9 protein-coding genes and 1 pseudogene are annotated in these 16,368 nt (G+C 39.1%); 6 read left to right on the forward strand and 4 right to left on the reverse strand.

All coding sequences use genetic code 11. The features are described from left to right. Positions 1-142 precede the first annotated feature (142 nt). A pseudogene (locus NWP25_RS14245) lies at positions 143-403 on the reverse strand (DNA phosphorothioation-associated putative methyltransferase); the annotation flags it as partial. Positions 404-493: 90 nt separating this feature from the next. Then, positions 494-880 carry a DNA sulfur modification protein DndE gene (gene dndE, locus NWP25_RS14250; RefSeq protein WP_280650893.1) on the reverse strand — a complete coding sequence of 129 codons (387 nt, stop codon included), beginning with the start codon at positions 878-880 and terminating at the stop codon, positions 494-496. Positions 881-1,048: 168 nt separating this feature from the next. Between dndE and NWP25_RS14255 the strand changes: the two genes are divergently transcribed. From NWP25_RS14255 to brxL, 5 genes are read left to right on the forward strand one after another with little or no spacing between them, the layout of a single operon-like run. After that, a complete protein-coding gene (locus NWP25_RS14255; RefSeq protein WP_280650894.1) occupies positions 1,049-1,876 on the forward strand; it encodes a hypothetical protein in 828 nt (275 codons plus the stop codon). Next, entirely contained in the window at positions 1,866-2,303 is a 438-nt protein-coding gene (locus NWP25_RS14260; protein WP_280650895.1) for a hypothetical protein, read from the forward strand. Before NWP25_RS14255 ends, NWP25_RS14260 begins: the two co-directional genes overlap by 11 nt. Positions 2,304-2,338: 35 nt before the next feature. Then, entirely contained in the window at positions 2,339-6,970 is a 4,632-nt protein-coding gene (locus NWP25_RS14265; protein ID WP_280650896.1) for a synaptonemal complex protein 1, read from the forward strand. 5 nt (positions 6,971-6,975) lie between these two features. Next, entirely contained in the window at positions 6,976-9,180 is a 2,205-nt protein-coding gene (locus tag NWP25_RS14270; RefSeq protein WP_280699635.1) for a hypothetical protein, read from the forward strand. Continuing rightward, entirely contained in the window at positions 9,167-10,621 is a 1,455-nt protein-coding gene (brxL, locus tag NWP25_RS14275) for a BREX system Lon protease-like protein BrxL (protein WP_280650898.1), read from the forward strand. Before NWP25_RS14270 ends, brxL begins: the two co-directional genes overlap by 14 nt. Before the next feature lie 5 nt (positions 10,622-10,626). Here brxL and dndD read toward each other — a convergent pair whose 3' ends face one another. Further along, positions 10,627-12,612, reverse strand: a complete 1,986-nt coding sequence (gene dndD, locus NWP25_RS14280) for a DNA sulfur modification protein DndD (protein ID WP_280699637.1) — start codon at positions 12,610-12,612, stop codon at positions 10,627-10,629. A 44-nt stretch (positions 12,613-12,656) separates the two neighbouring features. After that, positions 12,657-14,267, reverse strand: a complete 1,611-nt coding sequence (dndC, locus tag NWP25_RS14285; RefSeq protein ID WP_280699639.1) for a DNA phosphorothioation system sulfurtransferase DndC — start codon at positions 14,265-14,267, stop codon at positions 12,657-12,659. A gap of 183 nt (positions 14,268-14,450) precedes the next feature. Between dndC and NWP25_RS14290 the strand changes: the two genes are divergently transcribed. Beyond that, the gene (locus tag NWP25_RS14290; protein WP_280699641.1) at positions 14,451-16,049 is read left to right on the forward strand and encodes a DGQHR domain-containing protein; all 1,599 of its coding nucleotides are present in this window, start codon (positions 14,451-14,453) and stop codon (positions 16,047-16,049) included. Positions 16,050-16,368 lie beyond the last annotated feature (319 nt).

Below are 16,368 nucleotides of genomic sequence, written 5' to 3' on the forward strand. Positions count from 1 at the left end.
AGGGAAGATGCTTTCACCCTTGCACCTAGGGGGTAGGATTTTCACCTACATGGACACACAGTTATCAAGAATCTGGTTTTTAAACCAGTCTTGTCTCTTATCCCTGAGAATTTCTACTCATTTCAAGAGAACGAATCGCACCAATAACGTTGAGAACATAACCCAAGTTGACTACATCGGCGGTAGTAATGGTTTCATTGGGAAAGTAGTAAGGATCCCAGCCAGCGCTGGTATAACCTAAATTAGCTACTCGCCGCACATCACCACCATAGCCGCAACCGTAATCAAAGAATGAGGTGTTGTGATTCAGGATTGACCATTCAATTGCCAATCGCACAGGGCGAGATATATCATTGCGAGCGATCGCAGCTTTGTGACGCTCAATTTCCAGGTAGCTCTCCATAACAATAATTTGTAATTCTTCACTCGTAACCGGCTACACCCAGCTTCGCTATTCAAATTACGAATTGATTATCAGTTACAAACTATTTTGTCAATCTTTCAGCGCTAGTTGGATTAAATCTTCAATTTTCTTGATATTGGGGTCTCCTGCTAAGTAACCAATTCCACGATGCAAGTGCAGACGAAATTGAGTAGCGAGGCCGTCTTTATCAGTGGGGTAGCCGTCGTTGTAACAGCGTTGTTTCAGAGCGAGGAGAAGTATATCAGACATTTCACCGCCAAACACGCGCCAGGTCATTTCCACATTGCTATCTTGGGGAATTGGTACGGGTGAGGGTGCTGTGGGTTCCGCGAGAGAACGACAAAATGCCCAACGGCATAAAATGTTCCATTGGTCAATTTTAGTGCTGCGTCTGAGTTTGAGCAGTTGGTCTTTAGCTGTTTGGGAAAGTTTAATTCTTTCGATAGGAGATTCCATAACTAGAGCTAGAAATAATTATCTATTTGATTTTTTTGAGAAATTAACAATTTTTTATAAAAAATATTATAAGGAGTATAATATCGCAAAATTATTTGTATCTTAGATATTAACCATGTTAGGGATTTTCTTAAAATTTAGCTAATACCATAGGTGATCAATAATATCATGGCTAAATTGCAACTACATTTCAATGGTTCTTTTTCTCTCAAAAAAGACGAAATTAGTAGGCTAATTCGTGCAGCTGATGACGAGAAGGGTTTAAATGATAGTTTATCCAACTTGATGGAAAAAACAAGTTTAGGTAATGCCAAAGTGGGACGAATAAAAAGTTGGGCAGTACGTGGAGGATTAATCAAGAATAATCGCCCTAGCCCGGAGGGTAAAGTTGTGTTGGGACTAGACCCTAGTTTAGAATCAAACATTACAGACTGGTTGATACACTTTTATTTAAGTTTTGGTTGTCAAGGTCTAAAACCAACGCCAAAAAACCCTGCTGATTGGGGCGGATGGCCTTACTTTATATATACATTCTTACCCCGTTACAGTAAATTTGTTGAAGCAGACTTAGCCTATCACACTACATTGATATTTCCAGAAGAAAACAAAGTAATTGCTCAGAGAATCAAATTTATCTTACGAGCATATACTGAGTTTACAGCTTTAGCATCTTGCAAGTTCGTCACCCAAGAAAAAGATAAATACTATTGTAGTGGTTATCCATGTTTACCAAACCCTTATCTATTGGGATACTTCCTCGCCCAACTCTGGGAACGTGATTTTTCAAGGGAAGGTTCGGTTCTCACTGAGTCTATCTTGAATCAGAAAATGGGACTGGCTGCCGTCTTGGGTATAAAAGCTGATGCTTTGCAACAACAGCTCAACGCAATGGAAGCTTATGGCATTATCGAACAGCAACGGGCAGTACCTCCTTTTCAGGTAACCCGTCGCTGGGATCAACCTTTGGCACTTCTGGAAAAGGCCTATGAGGCATGAAACTTACTGGCTGCTAGATGCCAGGCCAGATGACCGAATTCATCTGCTACTTTGGGACAAACCTGACGAAACAGAACTAGTACGTATTAGCCATTACAATAACGCCCATCGAGTTAACTACCGAAAAAATTTGCTACAAAGGATTCATCCTGAAGATACTTTTCTTGCTCTTCATCACAATCTAGATATGGAACTCAGTGCCATCAAGTCCATGTGTTTTGGGGTGAGCAAACAAATTGTTTTGCTAGAAGGATTAGATTGTTTAATTACCTATCTGCACATCACATCTGGCAGTCACATTACTCTGTTCTGGAAACAATTAGAAGAGACTCGCAAGCTAGAAAAACTCTTATGGATCATGCTACCCCAGCAGCTAGCGCCCAAAAGTTGGTTGCCAGAGCGAATTAAGCTTATTCCTTCAGGATAATTAATCATTTCTGCATTTACCATTTTAAATTTACTATGCTACTGAACCAACTTGTTGAAATTAACGAAAAGGGTAGTATTGCCAGTTCTGTGAACTTTGCAATGATAGATGATTCAACCAAGAATTTATCTTTATGCGAGAGTTTTATATTTAACTACGACTCCACAAAACCTCAGTTATCAACAGTTGGCATTTTGGATGCGGTGCGCCGTAGCTATCACAGTGCCAATCAGCCTAATATCCATTTGTTGGTTCAACAATATGGTAGGGGTAAGTCCCATTTTGCCATCGCCATAGCTAATTTTTTCCAAAAATCCTTCCATAGTCCAGAGGTGCAGGGGATTTTGTCACAAGTAGAAAAGGCAACAGCCGGGAAAAATCAAGCGATCGCTGAAGGGTTAAAAGTTTTTAAACAAAATCAACCTCATCAACATTTAGTGATCTGTCTCAGTGGTGACCAAGGTGGCGACATCAGAAAACAGTTTTTGCAACAACTTGTCAAAAGTTTGGGAATTGCAGGTATTCAAGATTCCTTGGCACACCATGTATGCAGCGAACCTCTACGCTACTTAGAAAGTTTGAATGCAGAGGATAGAATCAAGGCCAATAGTTATCTGCAAAGCATAGGTAGTATTGATGGTAATTTAGATGCTCTCATTCGCTTACTCAGGCAAAATACCTCTAGCATCATACCCACTGTGAAAAAAATTGCTGTTCACATTACGGGATTTACACCTGATTTTGCCGCAGATATTAATATCCAAGAGATTTTAGAAGACCTGATCAAAAATTATTGCACTGGAGAAAATGCCTGCTTTCAGGGTATTTTAATTTTATTTGATGAGCTAAACTACTATCTCAAATCTTGGGCAGCAGATGAAATCGGTGCTGGGGGTACTGCACTGCAAAATATCACCAATATTTGCGAAAACTACAAAGGAAAAATCGCTTTTCTCAGTTTTACCCAAATCCATCCCAGTAAAGCAGTTGGCATTGCAGCCAATATAGTTACTGAGTATCAAAAAATTGCTACTCGCCTGGCACCAAAAGATGGCACTACCTATGATAATCCTGCTTCTAGCTTAGAACTAGTAGTACAGAACTTATTACTACGAAAAAATGATTTTATTTGGCAAAAATTTCATTTTCAATGGCATAATACCCTACGGAGAGAAGCGGAAATAGCTTATGAAAACAGAATTAAAATTTATAAAAATAAAGGCTGGTGTTTTCAAGATTTTTATACTCATTTAGCTGAAGGGTGTTTTCCCCTCCATCCTTTGACAACATATCTACTATGTAACCTTGATTTTACTCAAGACCGCACTGCTATTCAATTTATTAAAGGCTATGTCAAAAATTTTATTGCTACTCAACCTGTGGAAAATGCTGGCAAAGTCAATTATATCTATCCCATTGCTTTAGTAGATACCTTTGTGGAAAACTTTTCTAACTACCCTGTTTATAAACACTATAAAAAAGCTGTAGATTTAGTAGCAAGTGCGGAAAATGAAGATGAATTAATTGTTCTCAAAGCTTTGTTTTTATATGAAGCTAGTGGTGAGAAGTTGACCAAACCAGACAGAGAAAACCATCAAGAAATTTTAAGCAATTTGACAGGTTTACCCAAATCTCGACTTCAGGCAGGATTGGATCAACTCGAAAAGGAAAGAGATTTAATTTATTACAGACCTGAAATTAAACTGTACCGTTTCTGGGAAAGCATTAACCCTACAATTATTCAAGAAGAAATTGCCGAAAAAATTAAATCAATTACCACATCTATTAATGATGTGGTTGCTTATTGTGCTGAGATTAATATTCTCAAACAATATCCGTCTAATATTACGATTAGTGGGACAAAATTTGCTCAAGATAACAATTTAGTACCTGAAGACTGGCAGTATAGGTGTAAAATATATGGTATTGATCAACTTATTCAAGCCCTAGAAAGTAATCGGACTCTCAAAGATATCACAGAAAAGGGTATTTTCGCTTATGTCTTGGCAGAAACTCAAGAAGAGCTACGACAATTTCGCCAGACTGTAGATAACTATTTGTCTAAATCACCCCTTAAAAATCGCGTTGCTGTGGCAATTCCCACCGAAGAAACTGGAAATTTAGCACGTGTCATTTTACAAATCAAAGAACTTGAGAAAACAGAGAGTGCTGATAAAAGATTGTTGGGTAAAGCTTATCAAGAACAACTTCAACGTTGGCAAGAAGAGGCCAACACGCGATTAAAAAATTTATTAAATGATTGCACTTATCATTGTATAGGCTTAGAAAAAATTCCCTCGGCGGAACAGTGCAAACCAGAACGGGTGATTAGCTTACTCTTACAAGATTTGTATCCCTTAGTCCCTCCTGTGGCAGAAATCGATAAAATGCGTTCAGACCACCAGACGGGTAAAAAAATAGTCGCCTGGACTGCCAAGCAAATATTTATAAAAGATGATATCAGTCAACAGACACTACCTGACCGCTCTTACAGTACTGTTCTTGACCAGATTTTTGTCAAGTCATGGAATTTACTCAAGAAAACATCTGATAAATATGTTATTCAAGAACCAACTCATGAAAAAATTCGCGTTGCTTGGGATAAAATTTCTCAGATTACTGACTTAGAAGGATTGCCATACAAAATTGTTGAGTTGGACAAAATCTGGCAAGAACTATCTGCACCACCTTTTGGTTATGGGGAGTATAACTTTACCATGTTGCTAGCAGGATGGTTGGCAAGGCATCGCCAAGAAGTTAGTTTAAAAGGAAGCGTTAAGCTGATTGCTAAGAAAAGAGAACTAGTACCTGTACAAGAACAGTCTCTGCAAAGTTGGAGTAACACCGACATTCTGCAAAATCCGACAACTTTTGTGCAGGAATGGGTGGTTAAACAAAAGTCTAAACTGATTCGTCGTCAACCAACACAAAAGCCCATACTGCCTGCAACCTCTATGGACTATGAACAAGCCCAGCAGTATATAGTGGCGGTTACTGATTTTTTAGCATCTCATCAACCAGATGAGTTAGAGAAAGCAGAGTTAACTAAGAAGACAAAATATGTGAGTGCTGAAGTTGCTGAAATTGACAATTGGTTTCAACCAGTAGAAGTTGTAGAAAACTTACCTCCTCAGACACAATTAGCAGTACTGTTACCACTTTACCCCCAACTGCTGAAGCCACGGCCTGCTAAATTGATTCTCCCGACACAACAACAATGCCATCGCTTTTCCCAAGCGGCTCAAAATCTCACTCAAAAAATAGACGAAATTTTAGCAGCAGAAAACAACCTTGCTGAGTCACTATCTACTGAAAAAGCTTGTAGTGCTTATAAAACAGAAATTGAGGCGATGATTGACCAAGTTAGGGAAATTGCTAACTTGCCTCCCCACATTTATGAAAGTTTGCAAAATGCCCTGGGTACGTGCAACATCAGATTAACAGAGATCAGGTACCAGGCAGATCAAGGCAAAAAGCAAGTCGAAGATATGCAGATTATGCAAAATATTCGCCAGTGTAATTCGCCAACAAAACTTAAAACAATTTGTCTTGCTCAACAAGCACTTGCAGAAATTAAAAATTTACAATCTCGCTGCCATTATCCCCAGAAATTTCAGGATGAAATCACTGAAATTGTCCAATCAATTGAAAATAAAATTACTGAATATCGCTATGCTCTGATCAACCTCGGTAATCGAATCCAATCAGTCACTAATCTTACAGAACTAGATATTCTTAGTACAGAATATGCCAAGCTAGATTTCATCTTTCAAGATGCAGCTGATTATGGAGATTATCAAGCATTACAACCACAAATTCAAAGTTTAAAGCATGATCTTGAAGAAATTAAAAAGCTGGAAGATTTATATCAAAAAAGTGACTATGGTAGTTGTAACTATGCTTTAGCAATAATTGTTAGTCCAAACTTTAAAATCTATAATACTGGACGTTTGCAAGAGAAAATTTCTCAGTTAGAAGTTAATTTACAGCAAAAAATTCAAAAATTTACTGCTGAATTACAAGAATACAAGCATAATTTACAATATTTATCAACAGTAGAAGAGGCACAAAGACTGCAAAAAGAGTTGATCAAAAGGTCGCCTCATTACTCAGGCTCGGAAATTGAAACAGAGTATGAATTAATTCTCTCAGAACTGAGCCTACTAATCGAGTTATTGCAAATCACTGAGGCAACTAACTTAGAAAGTTTAGAAGTTTGTCAAACTCAGTTAGAGAAATTAGAGAATTGGGAAAATCTTACTCAAAGATTAACACCAACATTAAGCGATCGCCTGCATTTTATCCGTACAGAAATAAAACAAACAAAATCACTTATTACCCAAAAACAACAAGTTGCTGCCCAACAATGGTTGGAGGATTTAGCAACGAGTTTCACTGAACTCAACCAATTGTCTGACGAGAGAGCTAAACTATCTGCAGCAACGAATTTATTAGAGCAAATTCAATTTAAAAAATCTGAATACACTCACTTACTTGAAGCCCCAGCATATCAAATACTAGAAACTATGGAGCGCCAATGTATTCAGGAACAAAAAAAAGATATCACCAATCAAGTTTTGCTACTGTTCCAACAACTTCCCCGTTTAGAACAACAAAATTTGTACGAGAGGCTAGGGCAGATTATCTCTGATCAGGCAGAGGAGTGATAAACATGAGTGATAGACATATTATACTGGACCCTACTGGACTATATGATATTCCTTGCGAGTATATTGCAATCACCACAGAGGTAGAATGGATCAAATTCTTTGGTGTCAGTAACACTCCCTGCTGGGTCAGAGGTGAGCGATTATGCCAGTGGGCAAAAGTTTGGTTACGAGCCTGGAACAGATTTGAGGACATCAGAGAAATTAAGCAACATCCCGGGCACAAACTCAGAGAATTATTTACTCCTGTACCGTTACCCCATGACTGGACTGACCAGGAACTATTGACTTTAGCTACGGAGTTAGATGCTTATCCCCAAAATGACCGCATTGCCCACTTTTTAACAGACAAGATTACTGAAATTCACGGACAGCAAATATGGTTTGCTGAACCATCAGTTTTACATCTTGCCGCTTGGTTAGCAATTCCAGTTCCACAAAAATACAAACTCTTAGAGCAAGTGTGGCAACAACGCTTCCAACACCATGAGTTAGCAACCTACTATCAAACAGAAGATAAATTATTGCTGCTGCGTCGCTGGTTAGGCATAGCAGAACCAGTTTTTTATGAAATCGGCAAGTATCCCTTACCGATTCCCGATATGCTTACCCAAGAATTTGATGATTACTGGGAACAACTGATTTCCCGTACCGAAGGTAAAGTTATAGATACCCTCAACCCTGCCATCCAAGTTGGTATGGAACGAATTGCTAATTGTGCTTACAAAGTGTTCTATCATCGTCCCAACTGGATAAATAGAGTCAGAGAATCCAAAGTTATTCCTTATCTGAGCCATCAGCAACGGCAAAAATTCAGCCTGAATCAACCTCCACCCCAACCCCAACCCCTTGCTTTAGATGCAACTCCTGAACAAGCTTTAACTTGGGTGACAAAAGATTATCTCCCTTTCCGTCGTTGGGAAGTTATTCAACAATCTTCATCTGCATTAACAATTAGTAATCGTTTGGCGAATAGCTTTGTTGAGTGGATACTGGAACATTACCCTCAAATGCAGGTAGAGTCTGTGGAAAATTCCTACCTCAATTACAGCGTCGCCTCAAAAGTAAAAAATCTCTGCCAAGCAAGCCCTGTTTTGTGGGTGGTGGTGGATGGCTTGGGATGGTTAGACCACTTAGAACTGTTATCTTTACTTACAAGTAATTACCAACTGGCGATGGAAACCGCCATTGTACCTCGGTTTAGCATCCTGCCTACTAAAACAGAATATGCTAAATGGAGTTTATACGCTCAATTGTTCCCCAATGATTCAGCTTGGGTTGCTGATGCGGGCAAGGCTTTTGTGAAAATGGGTATGGGTAAACGTTACACAGACCAACAAGATGAGAAACTTTACAAAGCTTTGAGAAAAAAGACTCATCACTTATATTGTTGGGATACAAATATGTTCGATAGTCTTTATCACCACCAAAAAAACTGGCAAAGCTTTTATCAAGTTGACCGCCCCCACAGTCTAGAAGGCATTGCTAAAAAGATTGATTACTGTATACAACAATACCCCAATCCCGATGCACTAAGAATTGTAATTGCTAGCGCTCATGGTCATCTCATGGGTAATTGGGAAACAATTACCTATTACCCCCCAGAATTACAGCCCCATGGAAGAATGGGAATTGGTAAAACTAATGACCCCAGGTTTGTTGTTTTGCCTAGCGATCGCTATGCTCTGCCCCATGATATTAGTATTGTTAAAGGCTCTGGTAGTTTACGTTCTTTCAGCTACAGTAGCAATCAAAAAATTATCGGTTCTCACGGTGGGCTATTTCCCGAAGAAGTTGTAGTTGGTGTGTCTGTGCTGCGAAAATCTATCCAACGTCTTCCTGTGGAAGTTTATTGCTGTGGTGAAGGCAAACCCAAACAAGCAGGAAAATTAGAAATTACTATTGATAATCCCAACTCAGTAACGCTCACAGACCTTTGTCTATATATTTATCAGTTACCCGGGTTTCAAGCAGGAAGATTATTAGTACAGGAAATTCCCGCTAATCAGCGCTATAGTTTTGACATCATAATGCCCGAAGTACCAGAACTACCTCCCAGCCATGAAGGAAATAATTTATCCTTATCTGGTGAATTAAGTTTTCGCTTTTCCTATAACGAAATTGCCAGTGCTACCTTAGCTTCTGAATCCCAAATCATTGTCAAGCAAATCTTTAGTAGTGGATTGGATAATATAGATGAATTCTTCTGATGTTATGACTTACAATGATGATTTAGTGCGTGATGTTTTCGAAAGTCTCTGCATTGATAAAACTAGGTTGCCATCTAGTGGATTAAGTTCAATGGGAGTGCCTAGCTTTGTGGCTGAATGGTTGCTAGATAAAATTGTCCCTGGTTCTAGAGCATTGACAGCAATGGAGTTAGAGAAAGTTAATAACTTTATTAAAAATGCCTTTCCTCGTAAAGATGACCGCAACGAAATTATTTTTGACTTGACTCAAGGGGAAGTACGTAAACTGATTGGCTTAATGCAGGTACGCATTAAATTAGAACAGGGAGGAAAAGTAATTCCTGAACCGTTGGCACAAATTCCAGCCCTTAATTTAACTGAATGCAGAATTGCTACTAATATTGTCGAACGCTATAAAATGCTGTTACGCCAAGGAATATGGGGCAAAATTACTTTGGCTATGGTTCCCGATGGCAAGGTAGAGGTAATAGATTTTGAACCTTTCCAATGTTCGCAAGTTGACCTACAAGGCTTTGGAGAATTACGGTCAAAATTCACTACACAGCAGTGGCGAGATTTAATATTTTGCTCAATGGGTTTTAACCCCCAGCATCCTAGTTATAATCAGGAAGCAAAAACATGGGTATTAGCTAGGTTGTTATCATTAGTGGAACCTAATTATCACATGATAGAACTAGCTCCGAAAGGTACGGGTAAAAGTTTCTTTTTTGAGAATATCAGTAGTAAAATTACCTTAATTAGTGGTGGGAAGGTTACACCCGCCCAATTGTTTATTAACGGTAGAACTAAAGAAGTTGGAGTCCTCGGTCGTTATGAAGTGGTGGTGCTAGATGAAGTTCAAAGTTTAACTTTTGATAATCCTGAAGAGGTAATTGGCCCACTCAAAAATTATCTAGCTAGCGGTCGTTATAATCGCTCTGGTTTTGCAGATATTTCTAGTAACTGTGGGTTAATGATGTTGGCGAATATTGAATTAAATGAACAATTAGAACCTCGCTATGAAGATAATTTAATTGCTAATCTCCCGCAGTTTTTTAGTGAAACTGCATTATTAGACCGATTATGTGGGATTATCCCGGGTTGGAAAATTCCTAAATTTCAAAGAGAAATGGTAGCTTGTCAGGTTGGGTTAAAAATGGATTTTTTTGGGGAGGTTTTGCTATCTCTACGCCAAGACAACCGCTTTATGTCATACACGCAACAACATACTCGCTTTGCTAACAATGTAACTATTCGTGATCAAAATGCTATTCTCAAATCAGCATCAGGTTTTTTGAAAATTCTATATCCTCATTTAAAATTAACATTAATGGATTACGAGCGTGATTGTCTAGAACCCGCTTGTAAATTACGCCAAGCTATTCGCAATTCACTCTATTATCTCGATGACGAATTTAAGCAGCTTGGTAAAGAAATTTACGTAGAGGCAAAAATACCTTAGATGATTCACCAAAAGTATTGATTTTCTATAACTGTGGTTTGGCGGGCAGAGGAATCATATTTGAGCAAATATTCCCGGGCTATGGCTTGATTCTTCCTCAGTGTTTCCACTTCCTTTTTGGCAATTTCGGTATCAGTAGATAACAGTATAACTTGATGGCTAGCCGATGGAAAGTAACGTTCTACCAGGTTTCCTCGGTGAGATGAATCTAATCTACCGAGGGGGGTGTCTATGGCTACAGGTAAACGGCGGCCAGAGACTCGCGCTAATCCCCAGAGAAAGGCGATGGCTAATAGTTGTTTTTCTCCGGCTGAAAGTCTATGTTTGGGTACTGGTTGACCATTAAAATCATACAGTGATAAACCGAAGTTTTCGGTATCAATGGCGATCCGATGCACTAAGTCTGATTTGTGTAGCAGGTAGCGAAAGCATTCTGTAACTTCGATTTCGAGTTTATTTAGTTTTCTCAGGGTTAATTTCTCCCGGAAAAGCTTTAATGTTTCTTGAACTTTAGCGGCTGCGTTAATAATATGTTCATTATGTTTGCGATCAATATTAGTTTCTGTATATTTTTCTAAGTTTTTTTTAGTAATACGAATTTGATTTTCTAATGCGTTTAAATCACGTTTAGCTATTTCACAGGCTGCTTGAGCTTCTGCAACTTCTGTTTGCGCTTGTTGCAATTCGTCTACCAACTTTTGATAATCTTCTGGAGACGCGGCTGTTTGAATTTGTCTTTCTATGGTGATGATTTCTTCTTCTTTAGTTTGCAGTAGTGTTAATTTCTCTTGAGCGGCTTTTTTTGTATACAACAAATAATGATGAATCACGTTATCCAATTGATGTAATGTTGCTGTATCCGCTAATAACCAAGATTGCCCTGTGATATCTTGGTGTAAAACTTGATTTTCTTCCTCCATAAACTCTTTAATTTTATCCACTTGCGTCTCTTCAAGATTTAATTTATTAATTAAGTCAATTAAACGCTGTTCTCGTTCTAACAATAAACTATATCCTATCTTCGCTTGCTGAGTGCGAAATTCCTTTTCCCCTTGGATATAAACTTCATTTAATAAAGGTGTAATCAAACCCAGTGGTAACATATCAGCAGCTAATTCACTCATGGCTAAACGCGTCTTTTCTGCTTCCGCAGTTATTTCATTTCTTTGTCTTTCTAACTGGCTGCGATCGCCTGCAATTTTACCACCTTCAGATATAAATTTATTTAAAGCTTTTTGTTGCTTCTTTTGAGCATTTAATAAAGTATCGCTCAGTTCCTTTAATTGATTTTCAATTTTCTGATATTTATCTTGTTTTATGTTTAATTCTTGTTCAATTTCTTCTAAATTAACCAATTCTTGAGTATCGGCGACTTCTTTGCGTTTGCGGTTAACAATGATTTCCAAATCACTTCCTAAACGTTCAGCTAGTTCTAGCCCTAGAAGACCGCGAATTGCTTCAACTACAATGGGAGGAGGAGTTTCTTGTTCTGCGAGTTCCTTAACTTGTTCACCATCAAATAAAAACAAGTTAGAAATTCCTAAAGGCAAGAGATTTTCTATGTACTCATCCCAAATATTAGCTAAAGCTGTATCAAGCCATTCTTGAGCATCTAAAACACCTAATTGATCTCTACCATCTTTAGGATTTTTTGTCCAGCGTCGCACAACTCTATATTTTACCGGTTGGTCACTTTCAAGGTGTTCAAAAACTAATTCAATGCGAGTATCTTCGGTTGGTGAACTATGAGTATTAACGCATTGAGCAAGAAAATCGTTATAACTCAAGTTACCACGGGTAGAACATTGGGCGCGATGTCCATATAATGCTAGGCGGATGGCATCCATAAGAGTAGTTTTTCCGCCACCATTCATCCCACCTAAGAGGATAATTGGATAAGAGTTTTCCTCATCAATTGTTGGGTCAAGATTGATGACTTGACGACCACAGTAAGGGCCAAAGTTTTGTAATACGAGTTCCAGGAATATCATTTCTCTTTAAGTTGTTCAGATATGGGGTGAAATGAGAATCAACTTTAAGGCGTTGTTTCCTTTGTTTGAAATTTTATGCTTCCCCAAGTTGACGGTTTATGGCTTGGGTCATCCCTTTCATCCATAGCATCACCTAAAGTTAGCTGTTTAACCCTTTTGACATCCCCTTGGTCAACGGCTGTTTTTAAATCGCGTTTCAAGTGAGCATTTATAATCGCTTCCTCTTGGGAATGTGAACTCGTGACGAAACATTTCTCTAGACTGTCATATATTCCCACCCGACGACCTTTTTTGCGGTACTGGCGTTCTGTGTCTAACAGCTTAGACATCAGTTCTAAGTGCATAGCATCATCACCACAAATTTCTTCTAGCACTTCCCATTCATCGCTACCGAGCAGGCTATAGCCCGCACCAGGACGGGGATCACGGAAAACTTGACCAGTCACTTCTTGATAAATGCGGGGTAAACTATCATCAAATTCGTGTCTTTCTTCTAGCCAGATACGGCGAATTTCGCTCAATTCCTCTGGGGTAATTAGGGTAATGTCGCGCATATTTTCCGGTGCTGTACCCCGAATTTCTTGTTGAATTGTCAACAGCTTTCTCAACCAATCCTCACGGGCTTCTTTAATATAAGGGCCAGGAATAGGCTCAACTGATACTTCACCGTCTAAGTTGCGCTCATATAGTTGGACATCGCCATTTCTACGTCTAAAATCTCGTCGCTTCCGGTTTTCTTCAACATCCAATTCTCTACGGAAATCGAGTAAAGGTTGCATCCACTCTTTTTCTTCGTCATTTTGAATCATAGCCGTTAACGATTTATCCTGACTAACTAATGTACAAACCCAGCAACCAAAACGGGAACCTCCACAGCTAGGAGTAGTTGTATCAACTACTAAAGGACATTCATTATCAGCAGATGCACCTCTATAGAGGTCGAATAACTGTTTATTAGTGTAGTTCCAAGGGTTTGGCCACTGCATTAGATAAATCCACACCTCATCATTTTGCCAGTCTTCAATAGGGCTATAAACTAGGGAGTTGGGCAAATTCATATTGGGACTGAGGTGATGGCGGACTCGATGAGCTTCCAATTTTTTCATTCTGTTAGCCCGCTTTGTACTTTCAGCTTTACGAGTACCTAACACCACAATGGCCTCACCACTACTGCGGATCACATCACGAATAAAGCGATTAGAAGGATTAATTTTTAGGCGTTCTGTACACCAGCGAAATTTTCCCCTTGGCGCTGGGTAACCTTTCCCAATTAAACCCACCCAAAATGTTTCTTTAGCCTCTGGCTGTAGTAGATGGGGTTCAAATGGTAATTTTTGTGCTTCAGCCTCAGATTTCATCTGTTTGAGAGAATTGCGTACCCATGCAGCAACTATAGGATTCTCTACCAGAGTATCTGTAGTGATAACGTATATTGTCTTCGTTCTCTGGTCAGGAGGGAGTGCGGCGATGGCATTCCAAACAAGCTGCAAAGTTGCTGTACTGTCTTTACCTCCGGAATAGCCTACCACCCAAGGTATTTGATCTAAACAATACAATTCTTGAATTTCCGTTGTCAGTGCTTGGATATCATCCACTAAATCTGCTACAGTACGCGATCGCTGATCCTTATTTTCTGGTTGTTGTGCTGTAGTCATAATTTCTATATCTTCCGCAAGATGGGGGTGACTTGATTTTTTACTATCCCAGTCAATGGAATTAGCTGGTATAAGAGCAAAATTTACCTGTGTGGGTACAAAAATTTAAAAAAAACTTTACTACTAATACTCAATCTTTGGACAATTAACCCCTCCTACACCATTTAGTTTTTAAAAATTAATATGAATGACAACACATTTTACCAAACCACTGACATCACACATGAATACCTGGAAAGAGAAAACAAGGAAAAACAGGTGCTAGCTTTACTACTAGACAAGTTCCTAGCCAAGAAAGACCAGATTTTAGTACAAAAAACCGAGATGGGTGGTACACATGCTTATGTTGGTTCTGTCACCTTGGAATGGTTTGCTGGTTGTGTTCACTTCGCCTCTGGTTTACCCTTACTTCAAAAAAAATACAATCCCGAAACTGGTAATGTTGAGATTGATGCAGATAGCATTGATGAAATTCAGCAACGTCCCCTTGACTGGACACGTCAAGCGCCCTTGGTGCAATATTTAGCGGCGCGGAAAAGTCACAAATTTCCACCTGTGCTTGTAGTAATTAATCAACCTTGGGTGGATAATCCCCAAGCTGCTGAGTGGGATAGTCAGGGAATAGCGTTAAAATCTACTACTGATTTCACCCCTTTAGATCAAGATGGTAAAGTTGGTCTGCTGAATATTAGTGAAGATGATGTGACAATTTATGCTTTGGATGGTCAGCATCGGCTCATGGGTGTACAAGGGTTGATGGAGTTAATTAAAACTCGCAAATTGCAGCGCTATAAAAAAGATAAAACTCCTGATGACAATTTTATTACATTAGAGGATTTGAAAGATAAGTACCAAGTAGACTTTGATTCCTTGCAAACCTTACCCAAAGAAAAAATTGGTATTGAGTTCATCTGTGCGGTTGCGGGGGGCGAAACTCACACCCAAGCCAGGCGCAGGGTGAGATCCATTTTTGTTCATGTTAACTTGATGGCTGCACCTTTAACTAAAGGTCAGTTGACACAGCTCAATGAGGATGATGGTTTTGCCATTGTAGCGAGAAAAATTGCCGTCACTCATCCGCTTTTGAAACAACAAGGGGATAGAAATCCTCGGGTTAACTGGAATAGTGCAACAGTGGCCTCTAATTCTACTGTCCTAACTACCCTGCAAGCTTTGCACGATATGTGTGAGCGATACTTGGGGCAAAAATTCCCTCACTGGAAACCTTTAGAAAAAGGCTTAATTCCCATGCGACCAGAGGATGAAGAACTTGAACAGGGAATTTGGGAGTTCAGCCAGCTATTTGATTATTTAGCCAGTCTTCCCAGTTATAAGCTCCTGGATGAAGAAGACACGCCAGCTTTACGACGCTTTAGTTTTGAAAAGGGAGGGGGGGAAGGAAATCTGCTTTTTCGTCCTGTTGCACAAGTGGCTTTAGCTCAAGCTTTAGGAATCTTGGTTTTTCAAAAAGGTTTGACACTGGCAAATATCTTTAAGAAGTTGCGTAAATTCGACCAGCAAGGCGGTTTGAGTGGTATTGATTACCCGCAATCTTTGTGGTACGGGATTTTGTATGATCCCAATAAAAAGCGAGTGCAGGTTTCTGGACGGGAATTAGCAGCCAAGTTACTAATTTACATTCTGGGTGGAATTCAGGAGCAAATGGAACGTGCTGAACTGCGCAAGGCTTTAGCTGATGCGAGAACTATAGAAAATCAAACCATAGACTTTGATGGTCAGTTTGTTCAACCCAAGCAAGTAGGACTTCCACCAATTTTATAATTTACCAGTTTGCAAGGCTTTGTCATGGGGTTATTACGGTGTTTTAAGTATAACAAAAGCATATAGCGTAATTTGCCACTGGACAGGTACTAGTATGAATGAAATCAGCCAAGATAGTAACAATAAAAATTAAATTGGAATGGATGTGATTAATTAAATTTGAGTATCATCTACAACAGAAATGTTGACTGTTGACTGTTGACTGTCCAAGTTGTGCGTCGGTGATACAAAATTTGAGCAATTAATGACTCTATTCTTAATAGACAATGAACTTTATCTGGGTAAAACGCAAAAATTGTAAATTTTTATTGCAGGATTC

The organism is Umezakia ovalisporum Ak1311, from assembly GCF_029891685.1.
In the GTDB taxonomy this organism is placed as follows: Bacteria; Cyanobacteriota; Cyanobacteriia; order Cyanobacteriales; family Nostocaceae; genus Umezakia; species Umezakia ovalisporum.